Raw genomic sequence first — 16,485 nt, 5'->3', positions numbered from 1 at the left:
AGTAGGATTTTACTTCAAAAATAAGATATATTTATCCTATTTGAGTGTAAGATGATGAATATCATTTTTATTTCCGTTGAAAATGATATGATTTTTATGATAGTAGAGGAGTTGGTCAGTTAATAGGCTGATATTTATTATATTATATGAAAGTTATAAATGAGAAGTGATTTCTTGATATGAATTTTTAAAACTTAAGAAGATGAAAGCTCTAACAAATTTATTTACTATCGGCTTTATTGCAGGAATTGTTCTTTTGCTATTTTTAAAAGTGGTGATGTTAACAACGGGAAATTCAGCTTATTTTTTGTTGTTAAATTTTGAATATGTACCAGTCGTTAAAGATTTAGAGCCTGTGTGGTAAATGGGATACATATTTCATTTTGCAACATGTATCATTAGTGTTATCGGTTTGTATGTTATTTTAAAGTTTTTCAATAAAGAAAACCTCATTTCACTTTATGTTGCTTTTTATACAATTGGAAGTGGAGCTCTCTTTTTTCTGACAGCTTTATCGGATCAACCTCCAGCTTCAAATGATTTCTATGCTTGGTTTTTCTGGACTTTTGCTCACTTAATTTACGGATATGTCGTTGGTATTTTAATTAGATTTAGATATCGAAGAAAGAAGGCTAAAGAATAATTTTGCTATATAAAAAGCTGCTGTTTGGAATTCAATTCTAAACAGCAACTTTTCTTTTCTTAGAAATTTCTATTATTGAAAATAACTGAAATTATGATTATTTTTAATTTTCAATAAACTCTCATAAATCATTTTAATCACGTTCTCAACATCATCGCGGTGTACCATTTCAACAGTTGTGTGCATATAGCGAAGTGGAAGCGATATTAAAGCTGAAGGAACACCGCCATTACTATATGCAAAAGCATCTGTATCTGTTCCTGTAACGCGGCTTGCAGCAAGGCGTTGAAAAGGAATCTTATTTTCTTCAGCAGCGTTTATAATGAGTTCTCTCAAATTGTTTTGTATTGCTGGTGCATAGCTTATCACTGGTCCATCACCAATTTTTGTTTTTCCCTCTTTTTTCTGGTCAATCATTGGTGTTGTTGTGTCATGGCAAACATCAGTGACAATAGCAACATCAGGTTTGATGCGTTGTGTGATCATTTCTGCACCTCGTAAACCAACTTCTTCTTGCACTGAGTTTGTAATATAAAGCCCGAAGTCAAGTTCGACTTCATTTTCTTTCAACATTTTAGCAACTTCAGCAATCATGAAACCGCCCATTCTGTTATCAAGTGCACGACACACAAATTTATTTTCGTTAAGGACAAAAAACTCATCTGGGTAAGTTATCACGCAACCAACATGAACGCCAAGTTCTTCTACTTCTTCTTTTGTTGCACAACCAACATCAATACAAATATTATCTTGTTTTGGTGCTTGTTCATTAGATTTATCACGTGTGTGAATTGCTGGCCAACCGAAAACACCATTAACAATTCCTTTTTTAGTGTGAATATTAACACGTCTTGACGTTGCAATTTGGTGATCACTACCACCATTTCTAATCACGTAAATTAATCCATTATCTGTGATATAGTTGACATACCAAGATATTTCATCAGCATGGCCTTCTATCACAACTTTGTATTTTGCATCTGGATTAATAACGCCAACAGCAGTTCCGTAATTGTCTGTGATAAATTCGTCAACATAAGGACGTAAATAATCCATCCACATTTTCTGACCTTCAGCTTCATAGCCAGTTGGTGCTGCGTTATTTAAATATTTCTCTAAAAATTCTAATGCATTCTTATCCATTGTTCTTTGTTTTAATTCTTGTGCGAATTTAGAAAAGAATTTAGGACTATTTCCTTTATAAAAACTTAATTTTGGTACAACTTTGGATGCAATCTAACTATGAAATATTCCTTATTTCTTTTTTGTATAATATTTAGTTTTTATTCTTCGAATGCGCAAGACACGATTCTTGAACCTGAAGAGCAGAAGCAATTTTACATTATGGGAATGGATAGTATTCCTAGAAGTTCTATTGAACTTGATGAAGTTATTATTTACCCTAAATTAAGTTTATCAGACAGAACTGAAATTCATCAATACTTAATTTTAAGACGAAAAGTAAAACGTGTTTGGCCTTATGCTGTACTTGCATCGCAAAGATTAGATAGCCTAAATAGTCGTCTTGAACGTATTGAGTCTAAACGAAAAAAACGTAAATATACCAAGATGATTCAGAAGTATATTGAAGATGAATTTAGTGAAGAACTTAAAAATCTAACAAAAACTGAAGGTCAAATCTTAGTCAAATTGATGCATAGACAAGTAGGTGTTTCCACTTTTGAGATGGTGCGAGAACTCCGCTCTGGCTGGCGTGCCTTTTGGTACAATACAACAGCAAGCTTATTCAGTATATCTTTAAAAGAAACATACAGACCCTTTGAAGTTAAAGAGGATTTTTACATCGAAAATATATTGATGCAAGCTTTTCAAAATGGTTCCCTAGAATCTCAAGATCCTGATCAGCCTATTGACTTTTTTGAATTGTTTAATCAATGGGAAGCTAACGAACAACAGAGAAGTCTTATTATACCTCAAATATCAGATTAATTTAATCCAACTTTATTTTTGTATTGTGCTTTTCAAGTATGTCTAAATGAGCTTTAAGATCAACTTCAAAATCATCAAAAGTTTCATCGTGCTCATTTCTAAATTCACGTCTTTTGATGTTTTTGATAAAACGACGAATGTCATTTTCGTTTTTAAGAATTAAACCAGGCACTTTTGTTGATTTTCCGTTTCCATCTTTAGCAACCATTGTAAAATAAGATGAGTTACAATGTTTTTTGACGCCTGTTTGAATGTTTTCTGCTTCCACACGAACACCAACAACCATTGATGTTTTGCCGACATAGTTAACAGAAGATTTTAATGTTAAAAGCTCTCCAACTTCAACAGGATTTAAAAAATCTACACGATCTACACTGGCGGTAACACAATAATTTCCTGAATGTTTTGAGGCACAAGCAAAAGCGATTTGATCCAAAAGTGAAAGTATAAATCCACCATGTATTTTTCCGCCAAAATTAGAATGTGATGGCAGCATTAATTGTGAAATTGTGACTTCTGAATCTGATGAGTGTTTGTAATCAATCATGATTTAATTTTTGGTTTTGGGCATTTGGAATCCAATCTGAATCTATATTTTTTGATGTTGAAACGCCTAATTCTTTGAGTTTTTTTACATCCTTGACCAGATTTTGATTTCCAGTTAATTTCTTTAAAGCATTTTGGTAAGCCGCGTCAGTTGATTTGATTCGTCTTCCAATGCTTTCTAATTCGTTGAGCAATAGGCTGAATTTATCATAGAGATTTCCAGCATGTTTAGCAATTTCATTTGCGTTTTGTTGCTGTTTTTCATTTTTCCAAATGGTTTCAACAGTTCTCAAGGTTGAAAGTAATGTTGTTGGACTGACTAATAAAATATTTTGATCAAAAGCTGAATAAAAAAATGCAGGATCTTCATTTTGAGCCAGATATAAAGCAGGTTCAATAGGAATAAACATCAATACAAAATCTGGTGAGTGGCGCTGACCTAAATTCTCATATTTTTTTTCGCTGAGTTGTTTTAAATGCGTTTTTAATGATTTTAAATGCGCTCTTAAATGCTCTGTTTTTTCTTTTTTATCTGTTGAATTGGCATATTTTTCATAATCGATCAATGAAACTTTCGAGTCAATCACCATCTGCTTTTTGTTAGGTAAATTGATGACAACATCAGGTAAATAACGCTTGCCTGTTTCATCCTCAAAACTTTGCTGTACCTCATATTCTTCACCTTTTACGAGTCCAGATTTTTCGAGAACTCTTTCTAAAATAAGCTCACCCCAATTGCCTTGAGCTTTGTTGTCACCTTTAAGTGCTTTGGTTAGATTTTCTGCATCTTGGCTGATTTTCCGATTCAAGTCATTCAGGTTTTTGAGTTTTTCACCTAATTCTGAATGCGTTTTCAAGAAATCTAGATTATTCTTATCAACTTTATTTTCAAAATCTTGAATTCGTTCTTTAAGAGGATTCAAAATTTGAGAGATATTATCTTTATTAAGTGATGTGAATTTGGCTGATTTTTGTTCTAAAATTTTATTGGCTAAATTCTCAAAATCTGTTTTAAATTTTTCTTGAAGTTGTTCTAAATCATTTTTTTGATGAAGGAGTTTTTCGTTCAAATTTTCATTCTCAACATTTTTCCGTTCTAAAAGTATTTCTGAATCATTCTTTTTCTGAATGATTTCATCTATTTTACCTTGCAAACTTTCTCTTTCTTGAATAGCATTGTGCTTTAATTGTTCATTTTGATCTTTAAGCAATTTGACTTCAGTTGAAAGCTTGTTCTTTTGAAATTTTTGTCCAATAAAGATTCCTATCAAAGCAAATAATATGGCGACACCACTGAAAATAAGAACTTCCATTATTTTGTTTTTTTAACGGTTTTTAAAACCAATAAATTAATAGGATTCATTTTTAAGCCTTCGATGTTTTTTTGATAAAACCGTGTGACTTCATCGTAATATAGAGGAATAATCGGACTTTCTTCAATAATTAATTGATCGAGTTTTGTATACATCTGATATCTTAAACTGTCGGTTGTGGTTGTCTGACTTTTTTCGAAAATAGAATCAAATTCTGCATTTTCAAAAAAGGTATAATTTGGCCCTTTTGGCGCTTTTTGAGGTGAATAAAATAAACCTAAATAATTTTCAGCATCAGGATAATCAGCAATCCAACTGGCACGAAATAAATCGAGTTGACCTGCCGATCTTTGCTGTCGAATTGTTGACGGAGGCAAAACTTCAATCGCAACTTGAATCCCGATATCTTCAAGTGATTTTTGAATGTATTCAACTAAATCTAAATAATTTGCATTGGTTGTGATTTGAAGTTGAGGTCTTTTTATACCAGATTCGTTTTTGAATTTTTCCAATAATTTTTTTGCTTTCTGAGGCTGATAAGTAAAAGCTTCTATTTGTTCAAAACCCGGTAAACCTTCAGGAATAAAGCCGTGATGTGCAGGTCTGCCAATGCCGTTTCGCAGATATTTGATCATTTTAGTTCTATCAAAAGCGTAATTGACGGCACGCCTGAAATCAATGGATTGTATTTCAGGTGATTCACTTTCCATATTAAATCCTAAATATTCTGTGTTTAAATAAGGTGATTTATCTAGAACGATATCATCCTGATATTGCTTTTGTAACTGGCCAGTATTTGTCAGTAACTCATCTTTATAACTCGGATCAAGACCACTTAGGAAGTCTATTTTTCCTTGAACAAAAGCCATAAACTCACTTTGTTTATCTGGTAGAAAAGTAATCGCAACAGCTTCTAAATAGGGAAGTTGCTCTCCATTCTTATCAGTTTCAAAATAAAGTTCATTTTTTCTGAAAACTAATTTTTCATTTTCAATCCAACGTTTAAATTTAAAAGGACCAGTGCCAATTGGATTTTTTCTAAGGTTAATTCCATCGGCTTCTTGAGGTAGAATACTACAATACTTCATACTTAAAGTCCCTAGAAATGCAGGAAAAGCTTCTTTAAGTTCAATTACAATAGTCGATTCATCAATCGCTTTGATGTGTTTTACTTTTTCTAGAATCCAGCTTCCTGGGGAAGAAACTTTAGGGTCGGTTAGTCGATTGAGGCTGTAAACAACATCTTTCGCAACAAGTTGACGTGTTGAGTCTCTTCCAAAAATTTTGTTTTGATGAAAAAAAACATCATCTCTTAAGTTGAAACGATAGGTTTTAGCATCTTCAGAAATCGTCCAGCTTTTAGCTATATCTGGTTGAATATTTAGCTCATTATCCAATCTGACTAAAGTGTTGTACAGTTGTTCGCAAGCCCAAATATTTCGTTGATCTTTAGCAAAAGCAGGATCTAATGACGTGATGTTGGCATGTTCATTATAGCGAAAGACCATGTGGTCACGTTCTTCTTTTTGATTTGAAGTGCATGAAAATAAAGCTGTTGCAATGAAAATTATAATAAAAAAATGTAGAAGCCTTTCTTTCAATTTAGTAAAACAGATTTTAGTTGGTATATTTGCAAATTCTAATGCGAATATAAAGAAGATTAACGCACCGCGGCAGTGAGTTTGCGATAAAATCTAATCTGAATTTCGCATAAAAAAAGTTTTTTAGAGACCTGAAGAATCGGATATCATGCAGAAAAAAGTCGCTTTTTATACATTAGGATGTAAGTTAAATTTCTCAGAAACATCAACAATATCAAGACAATTTGAAGATAAAGGATACACTAAAACAGATTTTGGTAAGCCTGCTGATATTGTCGTGATCAACACGTGTAGCGTAACTGAAAATGCTGATAAGCGTTTTAAAACCATTGTGCGTCAAGCACAAAAAGTAAATGAAAATGCTTTTATTATCGGGATTGGTTGCTATGCACAACTTAAGCCAGAAGAGCTTGCTGCTGTTGATGGTGTCGATTTGGTCTTAGGAGCAACTGAAAAATTCAAAATCACAGATTACATCAACGATTTAAGTAAAAATGATTTTGGCGAGGTGCATTCATGTGAAATTGATGAAGCTGATTTTTATGTCGGTTCTTATTCAATAGGCGATCGGACGAGAGCTTTCTTAAAAGTACAAGATGGTTGCGATTATAAATGTACGTATTGCACAATTCCTTTGGCTCGTGGTATTTCACGTTCAGATAAGCTAGAAAATGTTCTTAAAAACGCAAAGGATATTTCTGATCAAGACATCAAAGAAATCGTTCTGACAGGTGTAAATATTGGTGATTACGGAAAAGGCGAATTTGGCAACAAAAAGCATGAGCACACTTTCCTTGATTTGGTGAAAGGTCTTGAAGCAGTTGACGGGATTGAGCGTTTGAGAATTTCTTCAATTGAGCCAAATCTGTTGAAAAATGAAACCATTGATTTTGTTGCGAATAGCAAGAAATTTGTTCCGCATTTTCATATTCCTTTACAAAGTGGAAGCAATGATTTATTAAAGAAAATGAAACGTCGTTACATGCGTGAACTTTATGTTGATCGCGTTGAGCAGATTAAATCTTTGATGCCTGATGCCTGTATTGGTGTTGATGTCATTGTTGGTTTTCCTGGTGAAACGGATGAACATTTCTTAGAAGCCTACAATTTCTTAAACGAACTTGATATTTCTTATTTACACGTTTTTACTTATTCTGAAAGAGAAAACACTTTAGCTGCAGAAATGGATGGTGTTGTCTCTAATGCAAAGCGTAAAAAAAGAAGTAAAATGTTAAGAGGTTTGTCGGCTAAAAAGCGTCGTTCTTTTTACGAAAATCAAATCGGGAAAACACACGAAGTTCTTTTTGAAGGCGAAAATATCAAAGGTTATATTCACGGTTTTACAGAGAATTATGTTAAAATAAAAACGCCTTGGAATCCTGAATTAGTCAATACTCTACATGAAATTAGACTTGACGAAATTGCAGAAGACGGTTTAGTGAAGTGCAGTTTTGTGCATGAAGAAGTTTCTGTTTAGATAGAGATTCCGGCTGGAAGCAAATTTTTATATTTGTTTCTGTTTTTTTTGAAAAATTTAGCAACTTCTGGAGATGTTGGCATCACACTGATGCGCTCATCATCAAAAGTACTCAACACTTCTTTTAAGAACTGGTCAACTAAGTTTTGATCGTCAAATTCAGAGGGTAAATTTAATTTTGTTAAAAAAATTTGTCTTGCATGTTCTTGATATTCAAGAGAGATAAGACCTTTTTCAGTCTCCATTTCAAATTGTCTTTGAAATTCATTTTTTCTTAATATTGAGTTTTGATTTTTCATTATAATTGGTATTGTATCATTAGAAAATCCACTATAAAAATACAACATATTAAGTTTAAATCGTAGCTTTGTAAGAAGGAATATAAGATGCAGATTTTATGCTGACACATGTTTATTTTATGCCTGGAATGGCTGCCAGTCCAAGGATTTTTGAAAGAATAAAATTACCAGAAAAGCATTTTGAAATGCATTGGTTGAGTTGGAAATTACCAGAGGTAGACGAGTCTCTTGAAGATTATGCTCAGCGTATGGCTAAAGATGTTAATCATGAAAATATTATCTTAATTGGTGTTTCTTTTGGGGGAATTTTAGTTCAGGAAATGAAAAAATTTTTGAACGTCAAAAAAGTAATCATTATTTCAAGTGTAAAATCTCATACCGAGTTGCCAACTCATATGAATTTAGCACGTGATACAAGTTTTTATAAAATATTGCCAACGGGTTTACTCAATTATTTAGACCAGATAGAACGTTTACCAGTGGGGAATACGATTCGTAAAAGAATTGAGCTTTATAAAAATTATATGGTGATGAATAATAAAACTTATTTAGATTGGTCAATTGATAAAATTCTAAATTGGAAAAATGCAGTGCCAGACGAAGATTTAATTCACATACAAGGAGATGAGGACATCGTTTTTCCTATTAAAAATATCACAAATTGTATCACTATTAAAGGAGGAACACATATAATGATACTTAACCGTTACAAATGGTTTAATGAGCATTTGCCAGAATTACTAAAATAATAAATTATGTCAATGACAAAAATTTTTAATCAAGCACTAAAATTAACAGGAGCACTTGCGCTTCTATTTATAGCTTATTTAGGCGTCACCAGTTTCACGCAAACTAGTGTAAAAGAGCAAAGAACAAAAAAAGAAGAGCTACAGAAATCTTTTAAAGAAGATTACAATGTCTTTGCATTAAAGGTGCCTCATCAGATTAAATTTGCAGGTGAAAATGTACCGCTTGATGATCCAGACATCCATGAAAGACTTGATAGAGAACTTTTAGTCAATACATATTGGCAATCAAATGCTTTATTGTTGATTAAAAGAGCGCACAAATATTTTCCGTTAATTGAACCTATCCTCAAAGAAGAAGGTGTGCCAGAAGATTTCAAATACTTAGCCGTTGCTGAAAGTGGTTTAACACAAGTTGTTTCACCAGCTGGAGCAACAGGTTTTTGGCAAATACTTTCTCAAACGGGACGCGAATACGGGCTTGAAATTAATAGTAATGTTGATGAGCGTTACCATATTGAAAAATCAACACGAGCAGCTTGTCAATATCTTAAAAAAGCTAAAGAAAAATTTGGAACATGGAGCTTAGCTGCAGCATCTTATAATAGAGGCATGTCAGGAATTAGCAGGCAAATGGAGCGTCAGAAAACAGATAATTATTATGATTTACTTCTTAATGAAGAAACAAGGCGTTATGTTTTCAGAATTTTGGCAATCAAAACAATTATGACAGACCCTAGTGATTATGGCTATCATTATAAGAAGGAAGACCTTTATGAATTGATACCAACAAAGATTGTTGAAGTTGATACAGTTATTTCAGATTTTGCTGACTTTGCTAAGAACTACAATTTATCTTACAAAACTTTTAAAAATTACAATACATGGTTGAGAGATACGCATTTGAACAATGCTTCTCGTAAAAATTATGAAATTAAAATCCCACTTTTAAAATAAACTTTATGTCAGCTTCATTTTTGTTTTTCTTGATTTTATTTGGTCTTTTGAGTGGTTTCATGAGTGGGATATTTGGTGTAGGAGGCGGCGTTATTATGGTGCCTTTACTACTTCTGTTATTAGGCTCTCAACAAGAAGCTCAAGGGACAAGTTTAGCTGTGTTAGCAGTACCAGTTACTTTTGCAGCCGCTTATAATTATTACCAAGAAGGTCATGTCAATTGGAAGTATGCCTTAGTTATGGCGATATTTTTTGTTGTGGGAGGTTATTTAGGATCCAAATTGGCAGTGACAATTAGTGAGTCTCTTTTAAAGCGTTTATTTGGCGCTTTGATGCTTATTATCGGTCTGCGGATGATTTTTCAGAAATAAGTTTATAAGAACTATCAAAGGCATGATTAATTTTCTCTTCTATTGATTCAACACAAGTTTGTTTTGCTTGACTTTCTTCAATGTGAAAAGGTGTTGCAACTGGTCGGTCAACATCCATAACAAGCTTATTTTTATTTATAACAAAAGAAGTTGGAACTCCTAAAACATGTTTTAATGCTTTGATAGTATAAGCGTCTTTATTTTGCATTTCATCAATATAAACTACATTGACATGGCGTGAGTATCTGCGTCCTTGCTTTTTCATTTTTTGCTTATTATCCCAAAACAAAACAACAAATTTAATTTCTTTTTTGTACTTTTTGGCTAATCTATTAATTGCTGGTATTTCGCCAATATTAGGAAGCGACCATGAACTTCTGGTCATTAAATAAATAGGAAGATCAATGTCATAAAGAGATTTATATTTAGACCTAAATTTATTCCAAGTGAAATCATTCATGATTTTATTATGAAGATTATCTTCGATAAAATCTCTAAATATTTTTTCTACCTTATCGTAATCTTGATTGAGGTATGCATTGTGGATTTTGTAATCAAACTCTCTATGATTGGCAAGTACGTTTTCAAAAACAAAATCATCTAAGCTTGATTGATCATCTTGTGCATAAGATAATTGAAAAAATAGAAATAATATAGAGAATAGTTTTAGCATTAGTTTTGGTTGGTTATTTGTAAATTTAGGAAAAAATGATAACTCAAAGCTATATAATACAGATTTAATCTATTGAACTTAAGATTAATAGTAATTTTAATACTTATTTCAGATTAAGATAGAGTTCTGGATATAATTTTTTTCTCGTATAATATGGATATGTCCAACACTTCGACAATATATAATAAAAAAACTTGAGAAAGTGGAAAACCTACTTATCAATATGGATCTTAAAATTCAAGATATCACAATTGATTTATGTTTTAACTCTACCTCAAGTTTTTAAAAGGTGTTTTGAACAAACACCAATGAGTTTCAGAAAAGCAAATTTTTAGATTTTTTTCATCTGTTGTTTCATCATTCTGATTTGGTCTGTCATCATACCATTTTTATCAAGCTTTTTAGCTTCCTTAAGAAGCATTTGCGCTTCTCTTTTTCTACGTTTTGTCATAGCAATCCCTGCTAAGTTGAGTTTAGCCATCGCTAAATCATGATCCATTGACAAACCAAGTTTAATCGCTTTTTTGAAATACTTTTCGGCTTGAGTCATATTTTTTTGTGAAAGCATCAAACCGTGTAAATAATTGTAATAGCCTAATTGCTTTTGAGTAAGTGCCTTTTCAGGATTTTTGATGCGGTCGAGCCATTTTTTGGCACCTTCAAAATCTTGCTTACGCAATCTTAAAAATGCCAAAAGAATCATTTCATTTTTAAAATAAAGAAAGATGAAAATTCCTGAGAATAAAATAAGCGAAATGCCGTTACCAATAAACGATTCAGTGATTTGGTAAATACCAAATGCAATAATCAATCCGGCGATAATGAGTTTTAAATTTTTATTGAACATGTTTAAGTTTTAGTCAATTTGCAAATTTACAAAAAAGAATGAGAAAATCTTTAAGTACAAGTTTGCTTAAAAAAGGTTTTATTGTATATTTGCACGCGATAAAATAAATACTAAGATTAATAAAACATAAAGATAATGAAAAGAACTTTCCAACCTTCGAAAAGAAAACGTAAGAACAAACATGGTTTTAGAGAGAGAATGGCTTCTAAGAATGGAAGAAAGGTTCTTTCAAGAAGAAGAGCAAAAGGTAGAAAAAGATTATCTGTGTCATCTGAATTAAGCATGAGAAAAAGATAATTTATGATCACTTAATCATATTTTAAAGGTGTTGTTTTTTAAAAGCAACACCTTTTTTTATACAATTTAATGAAATTTCAACGCCCATTATTATGCCTAAAAATCACGATCTAAAAAACGTTTTACTTATTGGTTCTGGTCCAATTGTTATTGGTCAAGCTTGCGAATTTGATTACTCAGGATCACAATCCTTAAGATCGCTTAGAGAAGACGGTATCAAAACGATATTGATCAACTCAAACCCAGCAACTATAATGACTGATCCAACAATGGCAGATCACGTTTATCTTAAGCCATTAACGACTAAGTCGATTATTGAAATTCTTAAATTACATCCAGAAATTGATGCTGTTTTACCAACAATGGGAGGACAAACTGCATTAAATCTTTGTATCGAAGCTGACGAAAAAGGGATATGGAAAGATTTTGATGTCAAGCTTATTGGTGTCGATATTGATGCGATTAATATTACCGAAGATCGAGAAGAGTTCAGAAAACTCATGCAGAAAATCGATATCCCTGTGGCACCTTCAAAAACTGTAACTTCTTACCTTGAAGGAAAAGAAGTTGCTCAAGAATTTGGTTTTCCTCTAGTTATTCGAGCGTCTTTTACACTTGGCGGTACAGGCGCTTCTTTTGTGCATACTGAAGATCAGTTTGAAAAACTTCTTCATCGTGGACTTGAAGCTTCACCGATACATGAAGTTTTAATCGATAAAGCTTTATTAGGTTGGAAAGAATATGAGCTTGAGTTATTACGTGATGCCAATGATAATGTAACTATTATTTGTAGCATTGAGAACATGGATCCGATGGGAATCCATACAGGTGACTCAATTACTGTCGCACCAGCAATGACCTTAAGCGATAAAACATATCAACGCATGCGTGATATGGCTATCAAAATGATGCGAAGTATTGGAGATTTTGCTGGAGGTTGTAATGTGCAATTTGCAGTAAGCCCTGATGAAAATGAGGATATCATCGCTATTGAAATTAACCCTAGAGTTTCTCGTTCTTCCGCATTAGCGTCTAAGGCAACAGGTTATCCAATTGCTAAAATTGCGACAAAACTCGCAATAGGCTATCACTTAGATGAGCTTGAAAACCAAATTACCAAAACAACTTCAGCTTACTTCGAGCCAACTTTAGATTACGTTATTGTTAAAATTCCACGATGGAATTTTGATAAATTTGAAGGTTCCGATCGAACTTTAGGTTTACAGATGAAAGCTGTCGGCGAGGTGATGGGAATCGGTCGTTCTTTTCAAGAAGCCTTACACAAAGCAACACAGTCACTTGAAATCAAACGAAATGGCTTAGGTGCAGATGGAAAAGGTTACAAAGATTATAACCAAATTTTAGAAAAACTTGAATTTGCAAGTTGGGATAGAGTTTTTGTCATTTATGATGCCATTCAAATGGGAATTCCTCTCAGTCGAATTCATGAAATCACTAAAATTGACATGTGGTTCTTAAAACAATATGAAGAACTTCATTTTTTAGAAAAAGAAATAGAAAAGTTTACCATTGAAACACTTCAAAAGCCACTTTTACTTGAAGCGAAACAAAAAGGTTTTGCTGATAGACAAATCGCACACATGTTGAATTGTTTAGAAAGTGAAGTTTATAATAAACGAAGTAACCTCAATATTAATCGCGTTTATAAACTTGTTGATACTTGTGCTGCAGAATTTGAGGCACAAACACCTTACTATTATTCAACCTTTGAAGCAGAGATAGAAACAGCTGATGGAGAAATTTATGTTGAAAATGAAAGTGAAGTTTCGGACAAGAAAAAAATTATTGTTCTAGGATCTGGACCAAACCGAATTGGCCAAGGAATAGAATTTGATTATTGCTGTGTTCATGGTGTGCTTGCTGCTTCAGAGTGTGGTTACGAAACTATCATGATTAACTGTAACCCAGAAACAGTTTCTACCGACTTTGATATTGCGGATAAACTTTATTTTGAACCTGTTTTTTGGGAACATATTTATGATATCATCAGGCATGAAAAACCTGATGGTGTGATCGTTCAATTGGGTGGACAAACAGCGCTTAAATTAGCAGAAAAATTAGACAGATACGGTATAAATATCATAGGAACAAGTTATGAATCTTTGGATTTAGCTGAAGATAGAGGGAGTTTCTCAACTTTGTTAAAAGAAAATAATATTCCTTATCCAGAGTTTGGTGTTGCTGAAACTGCAGACCAAGCATTAAAACTTTCTGATGAATTAGACTTTCCAATTCTTGTTAGACCTTCTTATGTTTTAGGTGGTCAAGGGATGAAAATTGTGATCAACAAAAAAGAATTAGAAGCGCATGTTGTCGATTTGTTAAGTAAAATTCCAAATAACAAACTTCTTTTAGATCATTATTTAGATGGTGCTATTGAAGCAGAAGCTGATGCAATATGTGATGGTGAAGATGTTTACATTATCGGAATAATGGAGCATATTGAACCTTGCGGAATTCATTCAGGTGACTCAAACGCAACATTACCTCCCTTTAATTTAGGAAACTTAGTGATTGAACAAATCAAAGATCACACGCGTAAAATCGCTCTTGCTTTAAATACAGTTGGGTTAATCAACATTCAATTTGCCGTGAAAAATGATGAGGTCTTTATTATTGAAGCAAACCCAAGAGCTTCTCGTACAGTTCCTTTTATCGCAAAAGCTTATGGCGAACCTTATGTTAACTTTGCAACTAAAGTGATGTTGGGTCATGCAAAGGTGAAAGATTTTGATTTTAACCCACAATTAGAAGGTTACGCGATAAAACAACCAGTTTTTTCTTTCGATAAATTTCATAATGTGAATAAGCAACTAGGTCCTGAAATGAAAAGTACAGGAGAAAGTATTTTATTTATCGATAGTTTACGAGATGATGATTTTTATAATCTTTATGCAAAAAGACGCATGTATTTAAGTAAATAATAACTGAATTATATCTATTAAAAAAGGCTGCTTTTTGATAAAAGCAGCCTTTTAAGCTTTATAAAAAATCCGATAAAATTAAGCGTACATTTTTTCTCTTTGTTCTTTAATTTTAGGATCTGACATGTAATCGTCGAAAGTACTATGCTTATCGATAACGCCTTTAGGTGTAATCTCTATAACACGATTAGCGACTGTTTGAGCAAACTGATGGTCGTGCGTTGTCATAATAATATTACCTTTAAAGTTCTTGAGAGAGTTGTTAAAAGCAGTAATCGATTCAAGATCAAGGTGGTTGGTTGGTTCATCAAGAATCAAAACATTAGCTCTCATCATCATCATTCTGCTGAGCATACATCTTACTTTTTCACCACCAGATAAAACATCAGAAGTTTTTAAGGCTTCATCACCACTGAAAAGCATTTTCCCTAAAAATCCACGGATGTAAACTTCCTCACGTTCTTCTTCAGTTTGTGCCCATTGTCTTAACCAATCAACTAAAGAAAGTTTATTATCAAAAAACTCGCTGTTATCATTTGGTAAATATGATTGAGAGGTAGTCACGCCCCATTGATATTTGCCAGTATCTGGTTCTTGTTTTCCGTTGATGATCTCGTATAAAGCTGTTGTTGCTCTTGAATCTTTTGAATACAAAATAACTTTATCTCCTTTAGTTAAGTTGATGTCAACTTTTGAGAATAAAACTTCGCCATCAATATTCGCAGAAAGGTTTTCAGCGTGAAGAATCTGATCTCCAACTTCACGATCTTTTTCAAAAATAATTGCAGGATATCGACGACTTGAAGGCTTAATATTTTTAAAATCTAACTTATCCAACATTTTCTTACGGGATGTCGCTTGCTTAGATTTAGCAACGTTTGCACTAAAACGTTCAATAAATTGTTGAAGTTCCTTCTTCTTTTCTTCAGCTTTTTTGTTTTGTTGTGCACGCTGTTTCGCAGCTAATTGAGATGACTCATGCCAGAAAGTATAATTCCCGCTGTAGTGTGTGATTTTACCAAAATCAATATCAGAAATATGTGTACAAACAGCATCTAAAAAGTGTCTGTCGTGAGAAACAACAATAACAGTATTATCAAAATTAGCTAAAAAATTTTCTAACCACGTGATTGTTTCATAATCCAGGTCGTTAGTCGGTTCATCCATGATAAGCACATCAGGATTACCAAAAATTGCTTTTGCTAATAGAACACGTACTTTTTGCTTACCATCTAAATCTTTAACGTGTGTGTAGTGAATACTTGCATCAATACCTAAGTTTGATAGGAGAGAGGCGGCATTACTTTCAGCATTCCAGCCGTCCATTTCTTCAAAGTCAACTTGAAGAACACCAACACGCTCACCATCAGCATCACCAAAATCTTCTTTTGCATAAATCTCATCCATTTCTTTTTTGATTTTATACAAAGGTTTATTTCCCATAATGACGGTTTCCAAAACGTTGTATTCATCATAGATACTGTGGTCTTGTTCTAGTACTGACATACGTTTACCAGGTTCAAGGTGAACATGTCCAGAAGTCGGCTCGTTTTGACCTGATAGGATTTTTAGAAAAGTCGATTTCCCGGCGCCATTTGCACCAATAATACCGTAGCAGTTGCCATCAGTAAAAGACGTGTTGACTTCATCAAACAAAATGCGTTTGCCAAACTGAACAGACAAATTAGAAACTGTAAGCATAGTTATTTTAATTTTTTTGCAAAAGTAAGCATATTAATCCACATTATAAAGGACTCAAAATATAGCTTTTAACGACTGCTTAACATCAAAATAGTTTTGCTAAATATATATTTGTGCGG

At 32.9% G+C, this 16,485-nt stretch carries 17 protein-coding genes; 9 read left to right on the top strand and 8 right to left on the bottom strand.

What is annotated here, in order from left to right; genetic code table 11:
- The first annotated feature begins 202 nt into the window (after positions 1-202).
- Positions 203-364, top strand: a complete 162-nt coding sequence (locus tag CAP47_RS12420; RefSeq protein WP_202820547.1) for a hypothetical protein — start codon at positions 203-205, stop codon at positions 362-364.
- Entirely contained in the window at positions 365-643 is a 279-nt protein-coding gene (locus CAP47_RS12415; RefSeq protein ID WP_202820546.1) for a hypothetical protein, read from the top strand.
- Between the two features lie 72 nt (positions 644-715).
- Here the strand turns inward: CAP47_RS12415 and CAP47_RS04305 are convergent, their stop codons facing one another.
- Positions 716-1,786: a M42 family metallopeptidase gene (locus CAP47_RS04305; RefSeq protein ID WP_100775548.1), complete on the bottom strand. Its 1,071-nt coding sequence runs from the start codon at positions 1,784-1,786 to the stop codon at positions 716-718.
- Between the two features lie 99 nt (positions 1,787-1,885).
- Here CAP47_RS04305 and CAP47_RS04300 point away from each other — a divergent pair, with 99 nt between their 5' ends.
- On the top strand, positions 1,886-2,593 hold the full coding sequence (locus CAP47_RS04300) for a DUF4294 domain-containing protein (RefSeq protein WP_100775547.1): 708 nt from the start codon (positions 1,886-1,888) through the stop codon (positions 2,591-2,593).
- Position 2,594: 1 nt separating this feature from the next.
- On the opposite strand, the gene CAP47_RS04295 is transcribed toward CAP47_RS04300, so the two are convergent.
- Genes CAP47_RS04295 through CAP47_RS04285 form a run of 3 tightly spaced genes read right to left on the bottom strand, consistent with a single transcriptional unit; the run spans position 2,595 to position 6,053 of the window.
- Positions 2,595-3,140 carry an acyl-CoA thioesterase gene (locus CAP47_RS04295; protein ID WP_192869942.1) on the bottom strand — a complete coding sequence of 182 codons (546 nt, stop codon included), beginning with the start codon at positions 3,138-3,140 and terminating at the stop codon, positions 2,595-2,597.
- Positions 3,133-4,452: a DNA recombination protein RmuC gene (gene rmuC / locus CAP47_RS04290; RefSeq protein WP_100775545.1), complete on the bottom strand. Its 1,320-nt coding sequence runs from the start codon at positions 4,450-4,452 to the stop codon at positions 3,133-3,135. Before rmuC ends, CAP47_RS04295 begins: the two co-directional genes overlap by 8 nt.
- Complete coding sequence (locus CAP47_RS04285; RefSeq protein ID WP_317042686.1) at positions 4,452-6,053, bottom strand: ABC transporter substrate-binding protein; 1,602 nt, start codon at positions 6,051-6,053, stop codon at positions 4,452-4,454. Before CAP47_RS04285 ends, rmuC begins: the two co-directional genes overlap by 1 nt.
- A gap of 148 nt (positions 6,054-6,201) precedes the next feature.
- Between CAP47_RS04285 and mtaB the strand changes: the two genes are divergently transcribed.
- Complete coding sequence (gene mtaB, locus CAP47_RS04280; protein ID WP_100775544.1) at positions 6,202-7,530, top strand: tRNA (N(6)-L-threonylcarbamoyladenosine(37)-C(2))-methylthiotransferase MtaB; 1,329 nt, start codon at positions 6,202-6,204, stop codon at positions 7,528-7,530.
- On the opposite strand, the gene CAP47_RS04275 is transcribed toward mtaB, so the two are convergent.
- The gene (locus tag CAP47_RS04275) at positions 7,527-7,775 is read right to left on the bottom strand and encodes an N-acetyltransferase (protein ID WP_238140950.1); all 249 of its coding nucleotides are present in this window, start codon (positions 7,773-7,775) and stop codon (positions 7,527-7,529) included. The genes mtaB and CAP47_RS04275 overlap by 4 nt on opposite strands.
- A 152-nt stretch (positions 7,776-7,927) precedes the next feature.
- Between CAP47_RS04275 and CAP47_RS04270 the strand changes: the two genes are divergently transcribed.
- The 3 genes from CAP47_RS04270 to CAP47_RS04260 are packed head-to-tail and all read left to right on the top strand — an operon-like array spanning position 7,928 to position 9,903.
- Complete coding sequence (locus tag CAP47_RS04270) at positions 7,928-8,578, top strand: alpha/beta hydrolase (protein WP_238140948.1); 651 nt, start codon at positions 7,928-7,930, stop codon at positions 8,576-8,578.
- 6 nt (positions 8,579-8,584) lie between these two features.
- A complete protein-coding gene (locus CAP47_RS04265; RefSeq protein ID WP_410523959.1) occupies positions 8,585-9,532 on the top strand; it encodes a lytic transglycosylase domain-containing protein in 948 nt (315 codons plus the stop codon).
- Positions 9,533-9,537: 5 nt separating this feature from the next.
- Positions 9,538-9,903, top strand: coding sequence for a sulfite exporter TauE/SafE family protein (locus tag CAP47_RS04260; protein ID WP_100775542.1), 366 nt, complete (start codon positions 9,538-9,540; stop codon positions 9,901-9,903).
- On the opposite strand, the gene CAP47_RS04255 is transcribed toward CAP47_RS04260, so the two are convergent.
- Entirely contained in the window at positions 9,872-10,576 is a 705-nt protein-coding gene (locus CAP47_RS04255; RefSeq protein ID WP_100775541.1) for a TlpA family protein disulfide reductase, read from the bottom strand. The genes CAP47_RS04260 and CAP47_RS04255 overlap by 32 nt on opposite strands.
- 331 nt (positions 10,577-10,907) lie before the next feature.
- The gene (locus CAP47_RS04250; protein WP_100775540.1) at positions 10,908-11,423 is read right to left on the bottom strand and encodes a hypothetical protein; all 516 of its coding nucleotides are present in this window, start codon (positions 11,421-11,423) and stop codon (positions 10,908-10,910) included.
- Positions 11,424-11,558: 135 nt separating this feature from the next.
- Between CAP47_RS04250 and rpmH the strand changes: the two genes are divergently transcribed.
- A complete protein-coding gene (gene rpmH / locus CAP47_RS04245; RefSeq protein WP_093239703.1) occupies positions 11,559-11,720 on the top strand; it encodes a 50S ribosomal protein L34 in 162 nt (53 codons plus the stop codon).
- A 92-nt stretch (positions 11,721-11,812) separates the two neighbouring features.
- Positions 11,813-14,665: a carbamoyl-phosphate synthase large subunit gene (gene carB, locus CAP47_RS04240; RefSeq protein WP_100775539.1), complete on the top strand. Its 2,853-nt coding sequence runs from the start codon at positions 11,813-11,815 to the stop codon at positions 14,663-14,665.
- 78 nt (positions 14,666-14,743) lie between these two features.
- On the opposite strand, the gene CAP47_RS04235 is transcribed toward carB, so the two are convergent.
- Positions 14,744-16,366 (bottom strand): ABC-F family ATP-binding cassette domain-containing protein, encoded by a 1,623-nt coding sequence (locus CAP47_RS04235; protein ID WP_100775538.1) that lies wholly within the window; start codon positions 16,364-16,366, stop codon positions 14,744-14,746.
- Positions 16,367-16,485 lie beyond the last annotated feature (119 nt).

This window comes from Psychroflexus sp. S27 (assembly GCF_002810405.1).
GTDB classification, from domain to species: Bacteria; Bacteroidota; Bacteroidia; order Flavobacteriales; family Flavobacteriaceae; genus Psychroflexus; species Psychroflexus halocasei_A.
This window is presented reverse-complemented; position numbering and strand designations above follow the sequence as displayed.

Bases quoted from the DNA above. Each gene is read 5' to 3' on its own strand.
- CAP47_RS04305 (WP_100775548.1), bottom strand. From the start codon at position 1,786: ATGGATAAGAATGCATTAGAATTTTTAGAGAAATATTTAAATAACGCA.
- CAP47_RS04300 (WP_100775547.1), top strand. From the start codon at position 1,886: ATGAAATATTCCTTATTTCTTTTTTGTATAATATTTAGTTTTTATTCT.
- mtaB (WP_100775544.1), top strand. From the start codon at position 6,202: ATGCAGAAAAAAGTCGCTTTTTATACATTAGGATGTAAGTTAAATTTC.
- CAP47_RS04265 (WP_410523959.1), top strand. From the start codon at position 8,585: ATGTCAATGACAAAAATTTTTAATCAAGCACTAAAATTAACAGGAGCA.
- rmuC (WP_100775545.1), bottom strand. From the start codon at position 4,452: ATGGAAGTTCTTATTTTCAGTGGTGTCGCCATATTATTTGCTTTGATA.
- CAP47_RS04235 (WP_100775538.1), bottom strand. From the start codon at position 16,366: ATGCTTACAGTTTCTAATTTGTCTGTTCAGTTTGGCAAACGCATTTTG.
- carB (WP_100775539.1), top strand. From the start codon at position 11,813: ATGCCTAAAAATCACGATCTAAAAAACGTTTTACTTATTGGTTCTGGT.
- rpmH (WP_093239703.1), top strand. From the start codon at position 11,559: ATGAAAAGAACTTTCCAACCTTCGAAAAGAAAACGTAAGAACAAACAT.
- CAP47_RS12415 (WP_202820546.1), top strand. From the start codon at position 365: ATGGGATACATATTTCATTTTGCAACATGTATCATTAGTGTTATCGGT.
- CAP47_RS04295 (WP_192869942.1), bottom strand. From the start codon at position 3,140: ATGATTGATTACAAACACTCATCAGATTCAGAAGTCACAATTTCACAA.
- CAP47_RS04250 (WP_100775540.1), bottom strand. From the start codon at position 11,423: ATGTTCAATAAAAATTTAAAACTCATTATCGCCGGATTGATTATTGCA.
- CAP47_RS04255 (WP_100775541.1), bottom strand. From the start codon at position 10,576: ATGCTAAAACTATTCTCTATATTATTTCTATTTTTTCAATTATCTTAT.
- CAP47_RS04275 (WP_238140950.1), bottom strand. From the start codon at position 7,775: ATGGAGACTGAAAAAGGTCTTATCTCTCTTGAATATCAAGAACATGCA.
- CAP47_RS04260 (WP_100775542.1), top strand. From the start codon at position 9,538: ATGTCAGCTTCATTTTTGTTTTTCTTGATTTTATTTGGTCTTTTGAGT.
- CAP47_RS04270 (WP_238140948.1), top strand. From the start codon at position 7,928: ATGCTGACACATGTTTATTTTATGCCTGGAATGGCTGCCAGTCCAAGG.
- CAP47_RS12420 (WP_202820547.1), top strand. From the start codon at position 203: ATGAAAGCTCTAACAAATTTATTTACTATCGGCTTTATTGCAGGAATT.